This is a genomic window from Burkholderia sp. BCC0405, from assembly GCF_902833075.1.
Classification (GTDB): Bacteria; Pseudomonadota; Gammaproteobacteria; order Burkholderiales; family Burkholderiaceae; genus Burkholderia.
Map to the genome: position 1 here is coordinate 1 of NZ_CADFEO010000040.1, position 19456 is coordinate 19456.

Consider the following 19456-nt stretch of genomic DNA (forward strand, 5'->3'; position numbering starts at 1 on the left):
CGGTTCCGCTCCCGGTTCCGCTCCCGGTTCCGCTCCCGGTTCCGCTCCCGGTTCCGCTCCCGGTTCCGCTCCCGGTTCCGCTCCCGGTTCCGCTCCCGGTTCGGCGCGCAGGTTGCGCGCCGTAAGCGCTCAGCCTGCCGCCCGGATCGCCTCCTCGTACACGCCGGCAACGCGCCGCGCGATCACCGCATTGTCGAAATGATCGCGTGCATAGCGCTTGCACGCGGCCTCGTCGGGCAGCGTGATCGCGCCCGACAACGCGGCACCGAGCCCTTCCGCGATCGCGTCCGCACCCGTGGACGGCAGCACGAGATCGTCGGACAGCCCGGCAACCGCCTCCGGCAGCCCGCCCACTGGGGTAACCAGCACGGGCGTGCCGGACGCGAGCGATTCGACGGTGATCAGCCCGAAGCCTTCGAGCGCGACCGTCGGCACGACGCTGACCGTCGCCGCGCGGTACAGCGCCGCGAGATGGTTGTCGGGCACGAAGCCGAGCAGCTTCACGTTGTCCTGCAGCCCGGCCGCATCGATGCGCTGCTGCAGTTCCTCGCCGATCTTGCCCTTGCCGGCGATCAGCAAAAGCACGTCCGGGTGACGGTGCTTGAGGAGGCCGATCGCATCGATCAGGTCCTCCAGCCCCATGCGCCGCACGAGCCGGCGCACGGCCAGCACGATCGGCCGATCCTGCGGCAGTTGCAGCTTGTGCCGGGCCTCGGCCGGTGTGAGCGGCGTATCGAACTGCGCGGTATCGACGCAGCCGGGAATCACGCGCACGCGCGACGGCTCGATCCCGTAGCGGTTCGTCAGGATCTGGCCAAAGGCCTGCGACAGCACGATCAGCCGCGACGAACGCATATAGACGGCCTGTTCGAGATAGCGCTTCGCGCGCTGCCCGAGCGACGCGGCGCCCTCGACCTGGCTTTCGTCGGCCCACGGCCCCTGGAAGTGCGACACCTGCGGAATTCCGCGCGTGACGTCGAGGCCCGGGAACGTGTACAGCGCGAAGTGCGACGAGATCACGTCCGGCCGCTCGCTGCGGATCTCCTCGCGCAGCGCGCGACGCGCGGCGAGCATCCGGCGCGCAAGCGATTCCGAGGCGGGGCCGAAGCCCTGGATCGCGCCATCCGTATCGTCGGCGACCTTCGGCGAGCCGGCAACGAGCCCGCGCACCTCGACGCCCGCGCCCGGCAGCGCGCCGACGAGCGAGTAGTACATCCGGTCAAGGCCGCCCGCACGTTCGGGGAACCAGTGCATGCCGATTTGCAACGATTTGATCGGCCGGGAGGATTGGGACATCAAGATTGCTCCTGGGTGACTGCATGCTCGACCCGCTCGAAAGCGGACGGCTGCGTGGGTTGGCCGATGCGCCGGTAGAGCGCGACATACTGGGCGCCCATGTGCGCCCAGCCGAAACGGGACATCAGTTCGCGGGCCGCGTCGCCCATCGCGCGGCAGGTGTCGCGCGATGCCGCGAGCGCGCCGATCGCCTGTGCGAGTGCGGCCGGATCGTCCGGATCCTCCAGCACGATCCCGCATTCGCGCGTGATGATTTCCGCTCCGCCCGCCGTACGCGCGGTGACGACCGGCAGCCCGGCCGCCATCGCCTCGAGCAGCGACAGGCTCATCGCTTCGTAGCGCGACGGAAACACGTAGGCGTCGACCGAGCGCATCAGCGTCGGCATGTTTTTCACGAGACCGAGGAAATGCACGCGCGAATCGATGCCGAGCGCGCGCGCCTCTTCCGGATACGGGCTGCCGGGCAGATAGCCGGCCACCGCCAGATGCACGTTCGCCGGCAGCTTCGTCAACGCCCGAAGTACGGTGCCGAGGTTCTTGCGCGGCGTGCGCAGGTCGCCGACGAACAGCAGCAGGAACGCATCGGCCGGCAGCTTGAACGCGGCGCGGTCGGCCACGGCGCCCGCGAACGCGCTGGCGTCGACACCGTTGTAGATCACGCTGATCTTGCGGCTGTCGATGCCGAGCCCGGCGATCTCGTCGGCCACCTTCTGCGATACGGCCGTGATCGCACGCGAACGCCGGTACGCCCAGCGCTCGAGCGTCGTGTTCACGCGCGTGTAGACATACTGATAAGCCGACCACAGCCCTTTCGTCGGCCCGAACGGATAGTACGGACTCTTGAACCAGCCGCCATGCACGAAGTGCGCGGTATTCACGTCGGCCTTGATCCACGAAATGAAGCCGTTCACGTGCAGCACGTCGTACTCGCCGCGGTGCGCGCGCAGCCAGGCCGCGCTCTTCAGCGCGAACACCTGCTGCCTGACGAGATTCGACGGCCAGAAGCCGCCGACCTTCACCGGCACCCAGCGCACGCGCGGGTCGGCCAGCAGCTCCGGCGCGACGTGCGACGCGACCAGCGTGACCTCGTAGTGCTCTGCCAGCGCCGCGCGCGCGATTTCGTAATTGACGCGGCCCTGCCCGTCGTTATGTCGCACGACGTGCGTGACGATCGCGATTCTCAATGGTCGCCTCCCCGTAAACGCGCGGCGGCCAGCAGGCGTTGTGCCTTTTGCCAGTGCGCCGCGGAAAGAATCGAAAAAATGGCTGTAAACATCAACAGGCCGCCCGTGCCGATCAGCGAGTTCGTGAACACGAGCATCGCGAAGGTCGACAGGCACAGGCTCAGGCACGCGCCGACGAACTTGTCCTTGCGCAGCCGGAACGCCGCGCGCAGCGTGCGGCCGAACAGCATCACGACGCCCGAGAGGTACAGCAGCGTGCCAGGCCAGCCGAGCACGAACGGCACGTTCATCACGCCGCTGTCGAAGCTGCCGTACTTGCCGAGCTCGCCGCTGTCGCTCGACAGCTTCGTGGATGCCCCCGTCGCGCCCATCCCTTCGCCGGCGACGTCGGTGAACGCCGTCTGCGCGAAGGTGGCGTAGAACTTGTTGCGGTCGTCGTAGCTGCGGTCGTCCTTCAGGTTCGTGATCGACTGCAGACGCTGGCCGAGACGATCGGCCACCGGCCCGACGGTCAGCAACGGCACGCACAGCCCGACCAGCACGACGCCGCTGACCAGGATCCGCATCCGCACGCGGTTGTTCGACTGCGCGAGCTGGATCGCCAGCGCGATCACCCAGCCGCCCCACGTCGAGCGCACGAGACACAGCGCGAACGACACGAAGCCGGCCGCCCCGGCGAACCAGCGGATCTTCTGCGGCGCCGCGAGCACGAACACCAGCGCGCCCATCATCGCGAACGCGAACGGCCCCGACGAGTTCATCGTGCTGAACACGCGCACGCCGTACGGCACCGGCTCGCCCTGCGAGCCCATGTCGGAACCGATCATCCACAGCACGTCCCACTGCGGCATCACGAAGTACTGCACGACGCCGTATACGCCCATCACGAGCATGCCCCACATGAACGTGGACAGCAGCACGTCACGGTATTCGGGGTAGTCGCGCGCGTTGACCATGATGTGGAAGCCGATCAGCACCGGGTACACCCAGTTCGCGAGGTCGTAGGTCGCGGCCATCACGCCGCTCGATACGATCCCGACGAGGTACGCATAGGTGAGCCCGAACAGCATCAGCAGGATCGGGATCCCGCGCCGCTGCGCGAGCACGCGGTAATGCCGGATCAGCCCGAAGCCGGCGATCATCGTCACCGCGAGCGGCGCGACCTGGATCAGGCTCGTCGGCGTGAACGCGCCCTTCGACCAGTCGGCGAGACGCCGCACTTCCGGGCTCAGGAACCACACCCACCACATGAAGCCGACGTAGCGCGCCGGGCTCTTGAAATACAGCCAGATGCCGACCGCGATGGCCAGCACCGGAAACGCGAGCGTCAGCACCTTGCCCTGGTGAATGGCGATCAGCGCGGCCGTGAACGTCCACAGCCCGGCCTGCCCGACCCAGTGTTTCGGCTCGGGAAGCCAGTTGCGTTTGCGCGACGGCGCGCGTTCGGCGGCAATCGTACTCATCGATCCGCTCTCACCGCGACGACGGGCGCGAATCCGCGAGCGGCATCGCCAGGCCCGCGGCTGCCGGCGTCCGGCGCCGGCGCAGCATGTCGCGCGTGATCCGCACGTGCTGCTCGGCGAACGCCTGCGTGGTCAGGTCGCGCTCGCGCAGGCACGCGGCGGCGGCCCGCGCGCAGCCGAGCGCCGCGACCGGATCGGCCGCGAAGCGATCGGCGGCCTGGCGCATCGCCTGCGCATCGAAGGCCGGCACGTAGGCGGCCGTATCGTGCGGGAAGTAGTCGCCGAGCCCGCCGACGTCGGACACGATCATCGGCTTGCCGACGGCCGCCGCCTCGAGCATCACCGTGATGCCCGACGCATGGAAGTTCGGCCGCAGCGGCACGACGATCACGTCGGCCCACGCGTACAGCTCGTGCTGCTTCGCGAGCCCCGATGCCGAGCCGATCTTCACGTTCGGCGCATGCCACTCGCGCGGCACGCGGCGCCGCGTCGCGAGCCGCACGTCGTAGCGTTCGTCGCCGCCGAACGCGGCGAGGAACGTGCGCCAGTCGCGGTCGCGGTCGTTGCCGATCGCCGCGATCCGCAACGGCCGGTTCGGTTGCCACTGCCGCGGCTCGGTGAGCGGGAAATCCTGCGTGTTCAGCCCGTAGTAGACGAACTCGGCCTCGCGCCCGAGGTAGCGGCGGCACAGGTCGGCGTTGTCGCGGGCGAGCGTGGTCAACGCGTCGGCGCGCGCGAGCAGCTTGCGGTACAGCCAGCGGCGCGCGCCGCCGAAGCTGCCCCACTTGTCGAACAGCCAGACGCTCTGTGCGAGCAGCAGCGGGCGCTTGCCCTGCGCGCCGGCGAGCTTCAGGATCAGCGCAGCGGCCAGATGCTCCTGTTCCGTGTGCGTCCAGATCACGTCGGTATTCAGCAGCGCGGCGCGGTTGCGCCACGCATGCACGACGTCGAAGCCGAGCGCCGCCTTCAGCGCGCGGCGCGCGAGGCTGGCGACGCGGCTCTCGCCGCCGTCCTGCGAATAGGTCAGCCGGAATTCGTCGGATTCGGCATGGTGATAACCGTACAGGCAGCCGATGTTCTCGCCTTTCCGGTAGGTACGCGGATCGGCGCCGTGAAACAGGTGGACGTGAACCTTGGTTGCAGTCATTCGAGCCCTTCTCCGGGTTCGGCCGCGCGGCGTGGCGCGCGCGGCGCGTTCAAGACGTCACCGGCGGCATCGCCGCACGATGGGGGGCAAGGTTCGCGCGGCGGGCATCGCGCGCGCCGCGGCGCACCGCGCGCCAGTGCGCCCGGGTCCGCTCGCGCTTCGCCGTAGGCAGCGACAGCAGCACGTGCGCGAGGCCCGGGTAGACGCGCGTACCGACCAGCGTCCACCACCACCACGCGATCTCGCGCCGGACCGGCGGAAGGTGCTCGCGCAGGATCAGGTGCAGGTTGTACGCGCCGTTGCCGATCGCATTCAGCGACGCGGCATCGCGCCGGTCGTCGTCGAAGCGCTCGGCCGGAAAATGATCGACCGCGATCGCCGGGTCGTAGACGAGCTTCCAGCCGTCGCGCTGCACCTGCATGCTGAAACCCATGTCGTTGTGCACCTGCGCGCCGGCGCCGCGCAGCCGCGTGTCGAAGCGCAGCCGCTCGATCGCGGCGCGGCGGTAGCTCATGTTCGCGCCTTTCAGCATGTCGACTTCGCGCGGGCCGCCGACGCCGAGATGATGATTGCCGACGATCTTGCCGGACAGCGTGAGCTGGCCGACGAGCTCGCGCGATTCGTCGAGCACGCGGCCCTTCTCGTGCACCCAGTCGCGCCCGCCGACCGCACCCACGCGCGGATCGGCTTCGAACACCGATTCGACGCGCGCGAGCCAGTCGGGGTGGGGGGCGGCGTCGTCGTCGGTGATCGCGACGATGTCGCCGTTCGCCGAGTCGAGCCCCTTGTTCAGCGCGGCGACCTGGCCCGGCACGTCGACCGGTACGATGCGCAGCGGCAGCGCGCCGCCGGCCGCCGGATCGGCGAGCCGTTCGTGCGTGGCGTCATCCTCCGGGCGCGCGACGACGATCACCTCGTCGGGCAGCCGCTGCTGCCGCTGCAACGCCAGCAGGCAGCGCGCGAGGTCGGCGGGACGCCGATAGGTCGGAACGAGCACGGAAATTTTCATCGTTGGTTCTCCTGTCGGCCGGGCGGGCAACGCTCGCTGCCCGCCCGGTTACGTGCGGTGCGCATCAGGCGCTCAGGTATTCATGCACGGCCGCATAGCCGCGGCCGTAGCCGCGCGCCCTCGGCGGCACGCCGTTGAAGATCCCGCCTTCCAGGTCGACGCCCGCGGTGCGCAGGCGCTTGATCGCGTCGGCGATCTCGCCCTCGGTGTGCATGCCCGAGCGCAGCACGAGGAACGTCGAGCCGGCCATGCGGCCGATGATCGTCGCGTCGGTCACCGCGAGCACCGGCGGCGAATCGATCAGGATCACGTCGTAGCGCTTGCCGAGCCCTTCGAGGTATTGCGGCAGGCGCGTCGACATCAGCAGCTCCGACGGGTTCGGCGGACGCGTGCCGGCCGCGATGAACGACAGGCCCTGCACCGGCGTCTCGCGCACGGCTTCCTCGAGCGCCGACTGGTCGCTCAGCAGCTCGGACAGGCCCGGCTGCGACGTGAGGCCAAAGTAGCGATCGAGCAGGCCGCGGCGCATGTCCGCGTCGATCAGCAGCACGCGCTTGCCCGAATGCGCGAGCAGCACCGCGAGGTTGACCGTCAGGAAGCTCTTGCCGATGCCGGGCGTCGGGCCCGTCAGCACGATCACGCGGTTCTTCGCGTCCATCATCGCGAACTGCATCGCGGTGCGCAGGCTGCGCAGGCTCTCGACGCTGAGATCCTTCGGACGCAGGTTCGCGAGGATCGGCCGCGCGCGGCTGCCGCCCTTCTCGGCCTGTGCATCGAGCTTCACCTGCTCGGCGCTTTGCGGCACCAGCCCGTACAGCGGCAGGTTGAACGCGCGCTCGATGCGGTCGGGATCCTCGATGCCCTGGAACAGGTTGCGGCTCAGGAACACGACGCCCGTGCCGAGGATCAGCCCGAGGAACACCGCGGCCGACAGGATCAGCACCTTCTTCGGCTTGACCGGATCGCCCGGACGCAGCGCGGAATCGATGAGGTGGATGTTGCCGCCCGTGCCGGCCCGCTGCACCGACAGCTCCTGCACGCGGTTCAGCAGCAGCACGTAGATGTCCTCGGCAACCTTCGCGTCACGCTGCAGCTGGACGGCCTTCACTTCGGTGGCCGGCAGGCTGCGGAAGCGGTTGCTGAACTTGTCCTTCTCGCCCTGCAACTCCGCGAGCTGCTGCTTCGCGGCGATCACCATCGGGTGCGAATCGGTGAAGCGCTGCGCGAGCGACGCGAGCTGCAGGCGCTGCGCGGCGATCTGCTGCTCGTACTGCACGCTGCCCTCGAGGTAGACCTTCGCCTCGTCGCTCGCGTTGATCGAGCCCGACGTGCGCTGGTACTGCGTCAGCGCGGCTTCCGCGCGTTCGAGGTCGGCCTTCAGGCGCGGCTCCTCGCCCTTCAGGAAGTCGAGCATCTTGGTCGCCTCGGCCTGCTTCGCGACCACGTGCTGGTTCAGGTACGACTGCGCGAGCGCGTTCGCGATCGCGGCGGTCTGGTCCGGATCCTTGCCTTCGAGCGAGATCTGCACGACGCCCGTCTGCTTGCCCTGCTCGGTCACCTGGATGCCTGTCTGGAAGCCGCTGATCGCGTCGAGATCGTTGAAGCGCACCACCGTGAACTGCGTGCCGGGGCGCGCGACGAGCTTCGACACGAGCAGGGTCACGCCGCCGCCCTGCGCCGATTCGCCGACGTGGCCCGACAGCAGCCGCATGCCGTTCTGGTCGACGAGCGAATAGGTGCCGTTCGGGCCGGCCGTCAGCGTCAGCTTCTTGCCTTCGAGCGCGGGCACGACGTTGATCGAATCGACGTCGGCGACTTCGCCGCCCCATGCATACGATTTCAGGCCGAGCCACGGCCGGGCCGGGGCGCCCGGCGTCGCGATGCGCGCGGCGAGGCTGCCGATCACCGGCAGCGTCTTCGGCGCGACCGAGAAGTTCAGCTTGAATTGCTCGACCACCGGCGCGACCACGCCGCGGCTCTTGATGATCTCGATTTCCGCATCGGTCTGCGCCTGCTGCGGACCGGTGTTGATCGTCGCGCCGGTCTGCGTCTGCGTGAGCGCCTGCGACGTGTTGTCGTTGCTCTCGACCCGCACGTGCACGTCGGCCTGGTAGACCGGCTTCGCGATATAGCAGTACAGGCCGGCGAGCGCGACGACCGTGGCCGCGATGCCGAGCAGCAGCCAGATGTCGTCCATGATCACCTGGAGCAACTGGCCGAGGACGACGTCCTCTTCCTCGGTTTTCGCGGACAGATCCGCGTAGGAGTGTTTCGCTTGCGTGTTCACCATTCGTTCCCGCTTGAGTGGTGCCGGGGCGGAGACGCCGCCCCGGCGGGCTATCAGCGCGTGATCTGCCGCATGTAGAAGATCGTCTGGATCGTCGGCAGCACCTGCTGCAACACACGGTTGAACTGCACCGAGCCGGCCGTGCTGACGTAGACGACGTCGAGCGGTTGAAGCGGGAAGCGGCTCGACAACATCAGCGCATCCGGCTGCGTCATGTCGAGACGGAACACTTCAGGCTTCGTCGGGTTGTCGCGCATGCCGCGCATCACGTAGATCTTGCGCGGGTTCGCGTCGGTATCGAGGATGCCGCCGCCCGCGGTCAGCGCGTCGGCGATCGTCAGCTTGCCCTTGAGCATCGGCACCGTGACCGGCGTCTTGACCTCGCCCATGATGAACACGCGGCTGTCGCTGCGGTCCGGCACGTTGACGATGTCGCCCGGCTGCAGCATCACGTTCTGCCTCACCTCGCCGCGATCGAGCACGCCGTTCGCGTCGAGCGTGTAGAGCTTGCCGTCGCGCGTCAGGCGCACGCGCTGCAGGTCGGCCTCGCTGGTCGAGCCGCCCGAGCGCGAGATCGCGTCGACGAGCGTCAGCGGCACATCGCTCACCGCGAGCGGGCCCGGCTGCTTCACCTCGCCCGTCACCTGCACCTTCTGGCTGCGGAACGACAGCACGCGCACGTCGAGCTGCGGATTCTTCACGTAACGCGACAGCGAGGTGGCCATCTGCTCGCGAATCTGCGCGACCGTCTTGCCGGCCACCTTGATGCGGCCGACGAACGGGAAGAAGATCGTGCCGTCGGCGGCGACCGTCTGGCCGTACGGGTCGGCCTGGCCCGGCAGCGCGGTCGTATACGGCTGCTGCAGCGCACCCGCGACCGACTGCGTCGTGTTGCCGCCGCTCGAGAACGACTGACCCTGCGGCGTCGTCAGCTCGGGGTGGTCCCACACGGTGACGCCGAGGATGTCCTGCGGGCCGACGCGGTACACGTACTCCGACGGATCGGTAAAACGGCCGGGCGGCAGCGGATGGTCGACCTGCGCTTTCTGCAACTGGTCCATCACCACTTGGGCGTCGATGTAATGAACCGGATAGGTTTCGGCCGCTTGCTGCCGGCCTTCGTCCTTCAGGTTCGACGAGTCGAGGTAGTTGCCGGGCGCGGTTGCACAGGCCGACAGGAAAGTCGCCAGCGCGACGGCAAGCGCCACCGGGCGCATCGGGCGTTTCAGCATAGTTTCTGTAGCCATCCTTGAACCAGGCGTTCGATCAGTGAGTAGCTTTCGCGGTAATCGGCCTCGGGGCCGCCGTGCGGATCGGCGATCTCGGCGCCTTCCCACTTGCCGAGCAGGTGGACCTTGCCGCGCGCGAACGGATCGACCGACTCGACGGCCGCAATCTGTCCGCGCTCGCTGACGAGAATCAGGTCGGCGTCGCGCACGATCCGGCGCGACAGCCGCCGCGAGCGATGGGTCGTCGCGTCGACGCCGTGCTCGGCGAGCAGTTGACGCATCACCGGATCGATGCCGTCGCCGTCGTTCGCATGCACGCCGGCCGAGTGGAACGTCGGGCGCGGGCCGCCGCGCGACGCGGCGTGCGACTTGAACAGCATTTCCGCCGCCGGGCTGCGGCAGACGTTCGCGTGGCAGACGATCAGGATGTTCCGGAACATGGCGTCTCGTAACGAGTGACGGGAAACGGGTTACGCGCTTGCGGGCGCGGTGCCCGGCACACGGGCGGCGACGGCCTGGCGCGAGCCCGGCCGGCCGATCGGGTGGTACTCGATGCCCAGCTCGCTCATCGTCTCCGGCTCGTACAGGTTGCGGCCGTCGAAGATCACCGGCGCTTTCCACAGGCGGCCGAGCGCGACGAAGTCGGGGCTCTTGAAGATCTTCCATTCGGTGACGATCACGAGCGCGTCGGCATCGCGTGCGGCCTGCGCCTCGTCGTCGACGAACGTCAGGCGCTCGAGCCAGCTCGGGTGATCGGCGAGATCGAGCGCGATCACGCGGCGCGCTTCCTGCTGCGCGACCGGGTCGTACGCGGCGATGCGCGCGCCGCGCGACAGCAGCTCGGCGATCAGCTCGCGGCTCGGCGCCTCGCGCATGTCGTCGGTGTTCGGCTTGAACGCGAGGCCCCAGATCGCGAACGTGCGGCCGGTCAGGTCCTCGCCGAAACGCGCGACGATCTTCTCGGCGAGCACGCGCTTTTGCGTGGCGTTGACCGACGACACCGCCTTCAGGATCTGCAGCGCCTGCCCGTGCTCGTCGGCCGTGCGGATCAGCGCCTCGACGTCCTTCGGAAAGCACGAGCCGCCGTAGCCGCAGCCGGCATACAGGAAGTGATAGCCGATGCGCGGATCGGAGCCGATCCCGCGGCGCACGGCCTCGATGTCCGCGCCGAAGCGGTCGGCGAGGTTCGCCAGCTCGTTCATGAACGAGATGCGGGTCGCGAGCATCGCGTTCGCCGCGTATTTCGTGAACTCGGCCGAGCGCACGTCCATGTACAGCGTGCGTTCGTGGTTGCGGTTGAACGGCGCGTAGAGCTTCTTCATCAGCTCGCGGGCGCGCTCGCCCGGCACGTCGTCGTCGCAACCGATCACGATGCGGTCCGGACGCGTGAAATCGTCGACCGCCGCGCCTTCCTTCAGGAATTCCGGGTTCGACACGACCGAGAACATCTGGTCGCCGCCGCGCTTCGCGAGTTCTTCCGCCACCGCCGCACGCACGCGCTCGGCCGTGCCGACCGGCACCGTCGACTTGTCGACGATCACCTTGAAACCCGTCATGGTGCGGCCGATGTTGCGGGCGGCCGCGAGCACGTATTGCAGGTCGGCCGAACCGTCCTCGTCGGGCGGCGTGCCGACCGCGATGAACTGCACGTCGCCGTGCGCGACCGCGGCCTCGATATCGGTCGAGAAACGCAGGCGGCCGGCCGCGCGATTGCGCGCGATCACTTCCTTGAGGCCCGGCTCGTGGATCGGCACGCCGCCGTTGTTCAGGATGTCGATCTTTGCCTGGTCGACGTCCAGACAGAACACGTCGTGCCCGATGTCGGCGAGACAGGCGCCGGTGACAAGACCTACGTAACCGCTGCCGATGATAGTCAGATTCATGATGTGTCGGACCTCTTGACCAATGATTCGAAATTCGTAAAACCGGAATGCCTGCGCGGCGCGACCTCGGTACCCGGTACTCAGTACGCGTTGCTGCCGGTGAAGCCTTTCCAGAGCGTCAGCACGACGATCTTGATGTCGAGCCAGAACGACCAGTTCTGCATGTAGTACAGATCGAGCCTCACGCGTCCCATCATCTTCTCGATCTGGTCGGTCTCGCCGCGATAGCCGTTGATCTGCGCCCATCCGGTGATGCCCGGCTTGATCCGGTAACGGAACATGTAGCCCTTGACCAGATCCTTGTAGATGTCGTCGTGCGCAAGCGCATGCGGACGCGGGCCAACGACCGACATCTCGCCCTTCAGCACGTTGATGAACTGCGGCAGCTCGTCGAGGCTCGTGCGGCGCAGGAACCGGCCGACCGGCGTCACGCGCGAATCGTTCTTCTTCGCCTGCGTGACCTGGCCCGCCGCTTCCTGGTGCACCTTCATCGAGCGGAACTTGTAGATCTCGAACTCGTGCCCGTCGATGCCCTTGCGCTTCTGGCGGAAGAACACCGGCCCGCGCGACGTCAGCTTGATCAGGCCGGCGATCAGCACCATCACCGGCGCGAGCGCCGTGAGCGCCGCCAGCGCGAACAGCCGGTCGAACACGAACTTCGGCAGGATCCGCACGTCGGTGATCGGCGACGCCGCGAGGTTGATCGCCGGCACGCCGAGCACCTCGACCACTTCCTGGTTGAAGAACGACAGCGTGCGCACGTCCGGGATGAAGCGGATATTCACGAAGTCGTGGCGGAACACCGTCACGATATGGTGAATCCGGCGTTCCTCCGTGATCGGCAGCGTGAGCCACAGCTCGCTGATCGCGCGGCTGCGCACCAGCCACACCAGCGATTCGAACTGCCGCTCGATGCGCACGTCGTCGAGCGCGACTTCGCCCGGCGCTTCGCTTTCGTCGTAGACGCACACCGGGTTGAAGCCGGCTTCCGGCCGTGCCCGCATCTGCGCGATCAGCCGCCGCGCCGCCGGCGTGCCGCCGACGATCGCGACCGCCTTCAGGTTGTAGCCGCCGCGGCGCAGTTGCCGCAGCACGACGTGCACGCAGGACTTCGAGCCGGCGAGCAGCGTCATCGTCGCGAGCGCCCAGTAACCCAGCCACAACCGCGACAGGTCGCCCGACTGATGAAAGCTGAAGCTCAACAGGATGCCCGCGAGTTCGACCACGAGCCACGCGAACGCCACCCGCCCCACCAGCCCGACGAGACGCTTGCCGCGCCAGGACTGGTAAATGCCGAAGGCGGGAAAACACACGACGACGAGCAGGCAATCGAACAGCATCATCGTGCGCTGCAGATCGTTGAGCCAGATGCTGCCGCCGTGCAGCGCGGCGGCGATCAGCGCCCCCGTCACGACCATCGCGATATCGATGACTCTCGCCAGCACGCTCAACATGTCTGCTTCCTCTTTGAACAGGCGTTTGCCGAACAGCTCCTCGTGCGACCGGTGCCGCACCTTCGATTCAAACCTTGCATGCTGTTATTGAAGCGGTAAGAAATTTTCGGCTCAAGCGTACAAGTATTTCGAAAAATAATCGGAAATTATTTCCGGGAAGTTTTTGAATTAAATCGGCAGGTTTTCCCGAAACGCTCGCGGACCGGGAATTTTTCGGAAGCTTTACGATTTCCGCTCACCCTTTTCTGGCGGTCAAGGCCAGCCGATAAAAGGATTTATTTTTTATTTTTTTAATTGCATCGGATGCCAGCGCGAGAAATCCTTCCGGATGAATTCATGGCGAATATCCGGCAATGGATCCGGTTTTATTGTCGATTTACTTCGTGCTACAACGACAGGCACTGACTTCAACCGTGGAGAGTGTCCTCATGAATGCTCCGGCCGTGGCTGCCGAAACGCGCCACTCTGCTTCCGCCGCCCCCGCCCCCGCCGCCGGCACGCGCGTCGCCGTGCAACCGGTGATTCTCGCCGGCGGGTCCGGCACGCGCCTGTGGCCGATGTCGCGCGAACGTTTTCCGAAGCAGCTGATCGGCCTGCTCGGCGAACATTCGCTGCTGCAATCGACCGCGCTGCGCCTCGACGGCCTGACGGCCGACCATCCGCTGAACGACGACGTGCTGATCGTATGCGGCGAGGATCACCGCTTCACCACCGCCGAACAGCTGCGCCTGACCGGCAAACCGGCGTCGATCATGCTCGAGCCGCTCGGCCGCGACACCGCGCCCGCGCTGACGCTCGCCGCGTTGCGGCTGGTCGCCGGCGGCAACGATGCGGTGATGACCGTGATGCCGGCCGACCACGCGGTCGCCGACCTGCCGCGCTTTCACGCGGCCGTCGCGGCCGGCGTGCACTGCGCGGCGCAAGGCAAGATCGCGACGCTGGGCATCGTGCCCAAGCACGCGGAAACCGGCTACGGCTACATCCGTGTCGGCGCGCCGCTCGGCGACGCCGCCACGGGCAGCCTCGACGTGCGCCGCCTCGACCGTTTCGTCGAGAAACCGCATCTCGAACTCGCTCAGCAGTACGTCGCATCGGGCGAATACTGGTGGAACAGCGGCATCTTCATCGTACGCGCATCGGTCTGGCTGAAGGCGATCCGCCAGTTCGAACCGGCGATCCATGCGGCCTGCGAGCAGGCCGTCGCCCAGGGCAAGGCCGATGGCGATTTCTTCCGCATCGATCGCGACGCATTCGCCGCGTCGCCGTCGAACTCGATCGACTACGCGGTGATGGAGCCGCTCGCCAGCCTGCCGCAACTGTGTGAAAGCGTCGTCGTGCCGCTCGACGCCGGCTGGTCGGACGTCGGATCGTGGGACGCGATCTGGCAGATCTCGCCGAAGGACGAGGCCGAGAACGTCGGCCGCGGCCACGTGCTGTTCGAAGGCGCGGAATCGACGTTCGCGCATTCGGAAAGCCGCCTGGTCGCCTGCGTCGGCACGCAGAACCTCGTCGTCGTCGAAACGCCCGACGCCGTACTCGTCGCGGACAAGTCGCGCGTGCAGGACGTGAAGAAAATCGTCGGGCACATCAAGGCGCAACGCGGCGCGGAAGCGACCGATCACCGCAAGGTGCATCGCCCGTGGGGCCACTACGACTCGGTCGACATGGGCGAACGCTTCCAGGTGAAACGCATCGTCGTGAAACCGGGTGCACGCCTGTCGCTGCAGATGCACCACCACCGTGCCGAACACTGGATCGTCGTCTGCGGCACCGCGCGCATCACGCGCGGCGACGAAACGTTCCTGCTGTCCGAAAACGAATCGACGTACATCCCGCTCGGCGTGTCGCACCGACTGGAGAACCCGGGCAAGATGCCGCTCGAGCTGATCGAGGTGCAGTCGGGCGCATATCTCGGCGAGGACGACATCGTCCGCTTCGACGATACCTACGGCCGGCAGTAACGCACGTGCACGCGGGGCGCCGCTTCGACGGCGGCGCCCCGGGCAACGCAGGCATGGAGTGACGGGACTTCCGCGCGGGCGTCGTGGCACACGACGGCCCGCGCGTTTCAGCGGAACGGCGATCAGCCGACGCGGTACACGTACTCGCGGCGCTCCGGCTGCACCGGATCGTTGCGGCTTTCGGACAGCGTGGTCGCGCGACGCTCGGCGATGAAGCGCTTGATGTCGGACTCCGCACGCGCGAGCGCGGACAGGCCGGCCAGCACCTCGCCTTGCGGCTCGCGCGCCGGTTCGTCGCTCGCGCCATGGCGATCGATCCACTGGCGTGCCCAGTCGAGCGCGAACTGCTCGGCTTCCTCGGCATCGGTGAAACGCGGGCCGATCAGGCCCGAGCGCTCGACGCGCCGGCCTTGCTGCGAAATCTCGGCCCACGCGCGATACATCAGGTTCTGCACCGGCTGCGCAATGCCGTAGATCGTATAGCCGCGATATTCGTCGACTTGCGGTTCGGCCGCGGCGAAGCTCGCCGACGACGCACGCGCAGGGCGCAGCTCTCTCGACGGCGCCCCGGGCACCGCGAACGACACGGCTGACGGATCGACCACCTCATCGACCGGCATCGCGCTCAGCGACGCGCCCTCGCCCTGCCAAACGTTTGCCTGAGCGACCGGCAATTGCCACGATTCGGGGTTCTGCCAGAACACGCCGCGCAAGCGATCGTTGTCGGGCGCGGGCTCGGCACGACGCGCGGACACGACCGGCGCCGGCGGCGGCGGGATATACGCGAACGTGCGCCCGCTGAACTGGGTCAGCACGTCGATCATCTGCAGCAGCGTGCCGGACGCCAGCCATTCCTCGTAACGGCGACGGCACGTCGGCCCGGACGGATAGCGACCGGGCAGCTTCGACCAGGCTTCACCGGTCGTCAGGATCCAGAGCACCGCGTTGGCAACGACGCGCGGTTCGGCTCGTGGACGCCCACGACGGTTCAGCCGGATGGGTTCATCGGCGATCAGCGTTGAAAGACGAAACCACTCTTCATCGTTAAGCTCATCGAAGAACATAGTCGATTTCTCCACGCAGCCAGGCCGGGGCTGCGATTGGCGGCGCCGTCGCGACACATCGCGTCGCGGGGCGGCCAGGTTGCACATTATGGTTATCCGACGTTGTGCATGCCGGCGCGGCACCGCACTTTCACGGTGCCGCCATTCCCGGCAACGACGCACAAATCACGGTCTCACTCCAATGTGGGAATTTTTGTGCACGAAGCATACCATCCCTAGGGTTTATCTCAATATGACAATGACTTAATGTTACGCACTGAAACAACCCGCCATGGGTGCGCAATGCATTTACGCTTGAATTTTTTTGATAGACCTTTATGGCCACCGCTGCAAAAGCCCGTCTGGCGGGGCTCCGCCGCGCATGAAGGACACCTTTTCATGGCCATTTTCGGGCCACTCCACTCCCTGCCGGCAACAATCCCGCGCATTGCTGCCAGACATCGGTAAATCAGGGAAAAAAGCGTAACAATATATTCACGAATCGGTAAATCATTCGAATTCGTTTGATTTAAATTATCTCCGTGCACAATATTTTTATTGTTTCTCGGCGAGTGATGAAAGCACGGTGACGCACGATGCACATTTTTCGCCACGCGCAAGCTCGCGACGCTTGTTACATCTTCACGGCGGCAGGCGAGCAATCGCGCCGCATCGGCGGCGGACATCCCATTTCGGGTCGGAACGGAAAAAGGAGACCGGTCGGCAGGACGTGCCGGACGTGCAGCGGACGCGTCAGCGCAGATCGCCGGCGAGCGAGGCGGTCACGTCCGCGTCCACGCGCTGCGCCGGCATCGTGTACGCCGGGTGATCGCAGCCGATCGACAGCGCCGCCCCGCCCTTGAGCGCCGCGCGCATCGGCGCGCCGAGCTCGAAGCGCAGGAAGTGCACGGCCGACGTCTTCTCGGCGTTGTCGCGCTCGAGATCCTCGTCGGCGATCGCGTAGACGCTCGCATGCCCGTCGACCTGCAGGTAAACGCGATCCTCGATGCCGATCAGCCGCGCCAGCGCCGCGCGGCGTTCGAGCTCGTGCTCGTACTCGATCTGCATCGTCGCCTTCAGGTTCGTGCCGTCGGGCACGAGCGGCAGATACGCTTCCAGCTCGCCTTCGATGCCGGCCTGGTCGAAGATCTTCTCGATGTGCAGCATCTCCTGGATCTGATAGCGGATCGTCGTCTCGTCCTCGAACAGCAAGCGCAGGTGATTGCCGAGCGCCACCGCGCGGCGGCGCTTGTACGCGACGAGACGCGCGTGTTCGGCCTTGCGGATCTTCGCGTACGCTTCGAGCGTCAGCAGGGAATCGCGGATCAACGTCATGGGGGAGCCTCGTGGGTCGGCCGGCGGCGGCTCAGATGCCGTACGCGCGGCGCAGCAGCGTGAGCGGATGGGCGAGCGGCGCGGATGGCAACCCCTTGTCGTCGATGCCCTGCACGATGTGATGGCCGGCCAGCGCGCAGTCCGACGACACGAAATCCGGCTGCGGTTCGGCCATCGCCTTGAACACGGGCCCGCCGATCCGCATCGCGTCCGCGTGAAATTCCTTCTTCACGCCGAACGTGCCCGCGTGGCCCGAGCAGCGCTCGACGACATTCACGCGCGTATCGGGCACGAGCGACAGCGCGTCGGCCGTTTTGCGGCCGATGTTCTGCACGCGCGCATGGCACGGCACGTGATACGACACGGTGCCGAGGCCCGTCTTGAAATCGGTCTTCAGCAGTCCGTCGCGATGCCGAGCGATCACGTATTCGAACGGATCCCAGAATGCTTCGGCCACCGCGCGCACTGCTTCGTCGCCGGGGAACATCAGCGGCAGCTCGCTCTTGTACATCAGCACGCAGCTCGGGATCGCGCCGATCAGCGCATAGCCTTCGCGCGCGTAGCGTTCGAGCACGGGCAGGTTCACGTCCTTCTTCGCGGCCACGCCGGCGAGATTGCCCTGCTCGAGCAGCGGCATCCCGCAGCAGGCTTCGCGCGTGACGAGTTCGTACGGGATGTCGTTGTGCGCGAGGATCGCGAGCAGGTCGTGACCGATGCCGGGCTCGTTGAAATTCACGTAGCAGGTCGCGTAGATCGCGACCTTGCCGGGCGTGCGTTCGCCGTCGCGCACGGGCAAGCCGTCCGAGGGCCTCGCCGTGCGCCGGAACTTGCGCGGCGCGAATTCCGGCAGCCACGCATGGCGATCGACACCGAGTGTCGCCTCGAGCGCATGGCGCGCGGGCGGCGTGCGGTTTACCGCGTTCACCGCCTGCGTGACGATCGGAATGCCCGCGAAGTGGCCAAGCGCGTCGGTGTTCGACAGCACCTTGTCGCGCAGTGTCGCTTCGCCGCGCTGGTAGCGCGCGGCCTTGCCGCGCAGCATCAGGTGCGGAAAGTCGACGTTCCATGCATGCGGCGGCACGTACGGGCATTTCGTCATGTAGCAGAGGTCGCACAGGTAGCACTGGTCCACGACCTTGCCGAACGCTTCCTTCGGCACCTCCTCGATATCGCCCATCGGCGTGTCGTCGACCAGATCGAACAGCGTCGGAAACGCGCCGCACAACGACACGCAGCGCCGGCACCCGGCGCAGATGTCGAACACGCGCGTCATTTCAGCATCGATCGCGGCCTGGTCGTAGAACGCATCGGACTGCCAGTCGAGCGGATGCCGGGTCGGGGCTTCGAGACTGCCTTCCTTGTGGGGCATGGGGCGCTCCAGCGTGGCGCGCATGCGCGCCAGCGCCGCCCGCACGATGCGGGCAGCGATGAACGAACAGCCGGCCGCTTGCCGGTCGCACGGCCTGCCGTGCGGCCCGCGGGCGGCCCGTCAGTCGACGAGACTGTCCAGCGCCTTCGTGTAGCGGTTCGCGTGGCTGCGCTCAGCCTTCGCGAGCGTCTCGAACCAGTTCGCGATTTCGTCGAAGCCCTCGTCGCGCGCCGTCTTCGCCATGCCCGGATACATGTCGGTGTATTCGTGCGTTTCGCCGGCGATCGCCGATTCGAGATTCTGCCGCGACGAACCGAACGGCAAGCCCGTTGCCGGATCGCCGACGGCTTCCAGGTATTCGAGATGGCCGTGCGCATGGCCGGTTTCGCCTTCGGCGGTCGAGCGGAACAGCGCAGCGACGTCGTTCTGGCCTTCGACGTCAGCCTTCGAAGCGAAATACAGATAGCGCCGGTTCGCCTGCGATTCGCCCGCGAACGCGGCCTTCAGGTTCTCTTCGGTTTTGCTGCCCTTGAGCTGAGCCATTTGCGCCTCCGTTCGAGTCGGCGCGGCCGCATGCGAAGCCGGGCCGATCAGGTATGTGGGGAACGATGCGTGTGCCGGGGCGCGCGCATCGTGCTCTTCAATCTAGGCGCTCGCGTTCGCATCCCCCAATAGGCTTTTTCAATCCGGGCGATAGTGCTTGGCGGGACGCGGGGCGCGGGGCGCGCTGCCGGGCGCACTCGGGGCTTGGGGCTTGGGGCTTGGGGCTTGGGGCTTGGGGCTTGGGGTGCGGGGC

At 67.1% G+C, this 19456-nt stretch carries 16 protein-coding genes; 1 reads left to right on the forward strand and 15 read right to left on the reverse strand.

What is annotated here, in order from left to right; translation table 11 throughout:
- Positions 1-129 precede the first annotated feature (129 nt).
- From HWX36_RS35895 to HWX36_RS35940, 10 genes are all read right to left on the reverse strand, one after another.
- Complete coding sequence (locus HWX36_RS35895; protein ID WP_175958457.1) at positions 130-1296, reverse strand: glycosyltransferase family 4 protein; 1167 nt, start codon at positions 1294-1296, stop codon at positions 130-132.
- Positions 1296-2480: a glycosyltransferase family 4 protein gene (locus tag HWX36_RS35900; RefSeq protein WP_175958458.1), complete on the reverse strand. Its 1185-nt coding sequence runs from the start codon at positions 2478-2480 to the stop codon at positions 1296-1298. Before HWX36_RS35900 ends, HWX36_RS35895 begins: the two co-directional genes overlap by 1 nt.
- A complete protein-coding gene (locus HWX36_RS35905) occupies positions 2477-3943 on the reverse strand; it encodes a glucose-6-phosphate isomerase (protein WP_175958459.1) in 1467 nt (488 codons plus the stop codon). Before HWX36_RS35905 ends, HWX36_RS35900 begins: the two co-directional genes overlap by 4 nt.
- A 10-nt stretch (positions 3944-3953) precedes the next feature.
- Complete coding sequence (locus HWX36_RS35910; RefSeq protein ID WP_175958460.1) at positions 3954-5090, reverse strand: glycosyltransferase family 4 protein; 1137 nt, start codon at positions 5088-5090, stop codon at positions 3954-3956.
- A 49-nt stretch (positions 5091-5139) separates the two neighbouring features.
- Positions 5140-6099 carry a glycosyltransferase family 2 protein gene (locus HWX36_RS35915; RefSeq protein WP_175958461.1) on the reverse strand — a complete coding sequence of 320 codons (960 nt, stop codon included), beginning with the start codon at positions 6097-6099 and terminating at the stop codon, positions 5140-5142.
- A 64-nt stretch (positions 6100-6163) separates the two neighbouring features.
- Entirely contained in the window at positions 6164-8389 is a 2226-nt protein-coding gene (locus tag HWX36_RS35920) for a polysaccharide biosynthesis tyrosine autokinase (RefSeq protein ID WP_175958462.1), read from the reverse strand.
- A 50-nt stretch (positions 8390-8439) separates the two neighbouring features.
- A complete protein-coding gene (locus HWX36_RS35925; RefSeq protein WP_175958471.1) occupies positions 8440-9618 on the reverse strand; it encodes a polysaccharide biosynthesis/export family protein in 1179 nt (392 codons plus the stop codon).
- On the reverse strand, positions 9612-10055 hold the full coding sequence (locus tag HWX36_RS35930) for a low molecular weight protein-tyrosine-phosphatase (RefSeq protein ID WP_175958463.1): 444 nt from the start codon (positions 10053-10055) through the stop codon (positions 9612-9614). The genes HWX36_RS35925 and HWX36_RS35930 overlap by 7 nt, the downstream gene beginning before the upstream one ends.
- A 30-nt stretch (positions 10056-10085) precedes the next feature.
- On the reverse strand, positions 10086-11498 hold the full coding sequence (locus tag HWX36_RS35935; RefSeq protein ID WP_175958464.1) for a UDP-glucose/GDP-mannose dehydrogenase family protein: 1413 nt from the start codon (positions 11496-11498) through the stop codon (positions 10086-10088).
- Between the two features lie 80 nt (positions 11499-11578).
- Entirely contained in the window at positions 11579-12952 is a 1374-nt protein-coding gene (locus HWX36_RS35940; protein ID WP_175958465.1) for an undecaprenyl-phosphate glucose phosphotransferase, read from the reverse strand.
- Between the two features lie 428 nt (positions 12953-13380).
- Here HWX36_RS35940 and HWX36_RS35945 point away from each other — a divergent pair, with 428 nt between their 5' ends.
- Positions 13381-14913 (forward strand): mannose-1-phosphate guanylyltransferase/mannose-6-phosphate isomerase, encoded by a 1533-nt coding sequence (locus HWX36_RS35945; RefSeq protein WP_175958466.1) that lies wholly within the window; start codon positions 13381-13383, stop codon positions 14911-14913.
- A 122-nt stretch (positions 14914-15035) separates the two neighbouring features.
- Here the strand turns inward: HWX36_RS35945 and HWX36_RS35950 are convergent, their stop codons facing one another.
- From HWX36_RS35950 to HWX36_RS35970, 5 genes are all read right to left on the reverse strand, one after another.
- On the reverse strand, positions 15036-15977 hold the full coding sequence (locus HWX36_RS35950; protein ID WP_175958467.1) for a transposase: 942 nt from the start codon (positions 15975-15977) through the stop codon (positions 15036-15038).
- 227 nt (positions 15978-16204) lie between these two features.
- A complete protein-coding gene (locus HWX36_RS35955) occupies positions 16205-16642 on the reverse strand; it encodes a hypothetical protein (RefSeq protein WP_175958468.1) in 438 nt (145 codons plus the stop codon).
- A gap of 67 nt (positions 16643-16709) precedes the next feature.
- Entirely contained in the window at positions 16710-17291 is a 582-nt protein-coding gene (locus HWX36_RS35960) for a DUF3501 family protein (RefSeq protein WP_175958469.1), read from the reverse strand.
- A 31-nt stretch (positions 17292-17322) separates the two neighbouring features.
- A complete protein-coding gene (locus tag HWX36_RS35965) occupies positions 17323-18660 on the reverse strand; it encodes a heterodisulfide reductase-related iron-sulfur binding cluster (RefSeq protein WP_175958470.1) in 1338 nt (445 codons plus the stop codon).
- A gap of 120 nt (positions 18661-18780) precedes the next feature.
- Positions 18781-19203 (reverse strand): rubrerythrin family protein, encoded by a 423-nt coding sequence (locus HWX36_RS35970; RefSeq protein ID WP_027791020.1) that lies wholly within the window; start codon positions 19201-19203, stop codon positions 18781-18783.
- Between the last annotated feature and the right edge of the window lie 253 nt (positions 19204-19456).

Coding starts and splice junctions, on each gene's coding strand:
- HWX36_RS35970 (WP_027791020.1), bottom strand. CDS start 19,203: ATGGCTCAGCTCAAGGGCAGCAAAACCGAAGAGAACCTGAAGGCCGCG.
- HWX36_RS35895 (WP_175958457.1), bottom strand. CDS start 1,296: ATGTCCCAATCCTCCCGGCCGATCAAATCGTTGCAAATCGGCATGCAC.
- HWX36_RS35945 (WP_175958466.1), top strand. CDS start 13,381: ATGAATGCTCCGGCCGTGGCTGCCGAAACGCGCCACTCTGCTTCCGCC.
- HWX36_RS35910 (WP_175958460.1), bottom strand. CDS start 5,090: ATGACTGCAACCAAGGTTCACGTCCACCTGTTTCACGGCGCCGATCCG.
- HWX36_RS35955 (WP_175958468.1), bottom strand. CDS start 16,642: ATGTCCGCCGCCGATGCGGCGCGATTGCTCGCCTGCCGCCGTGAAGAT.
- HWX36_RS35920 (WP_175958462.1), bottom strand. CDS start 8,389: ATGGTGAACACGCAAGCGAAACACTCCTACGCGGATCTGTCCGCGAAA.
- HWX36_RS35905 (WP_175958459.1), bottom strand. CDS start 3,943: ATGAGTACGATTGCCGCCGAACGCGCGCCGTCGCGCAAACGCAACTGG.
- HWX36_RS35940 (WP_175958465.1), bottom strand. CDS start 12,952: ATGTTGAGCGTGCTGGCGAGAGTCATCGATATCGCGATGGTCGTGACG.
- HWX36_RS35915 (WP_175958461.1), bottom strand. CDS start 6,099: ATGAAAATTTCCGTGCTCGTTCCGACCTATCGGCGTCCCGCCGACCTC.
- HWX36_RS35950 (WP_175958467.1), bottom strand. CDS start 15,977: ATGTTCTTCGATGAGCTTAACGATGAAGAGTGGTTTCGTCTTTCAACG.
- HWX36_RS35925 (WP_175958471.1), bottom strand. CDS start 9,618: ATGCTGAAACGCCCGATGCGCCCGGTGGCGCTTGCCGTCGCGCTGGCG.
- HWX36_RS35935 (WP_175958464.1), bottom strand. CDS start 11,498: ATGAATCTGACTATCATCGGCAGCGGTTACGTAGGTCTTGTCACCGGC.
- HWX36_RS35930 (WP_175958463.1), bottom strand. CDS start 10,055: ATGTTCCGGAACATCCTGATCGTCTGCCACGCGAACGTCTGCCGCAGC.
- HWX36_RS35960 (WP_175958469.1), bottom strand. CDS start 17,291: ATGACGTTGATCCGCGATTCCCTGCTGACGCTCGAAGCGTACGCGAAG.
- HWX36_RS35965 (WP_175958470.1), bottom strand. CDS start 18,660: ATGCCCCACAAGGAAGGCAGTCTCGAAGCCCCGACCCGGCATCCGCTC.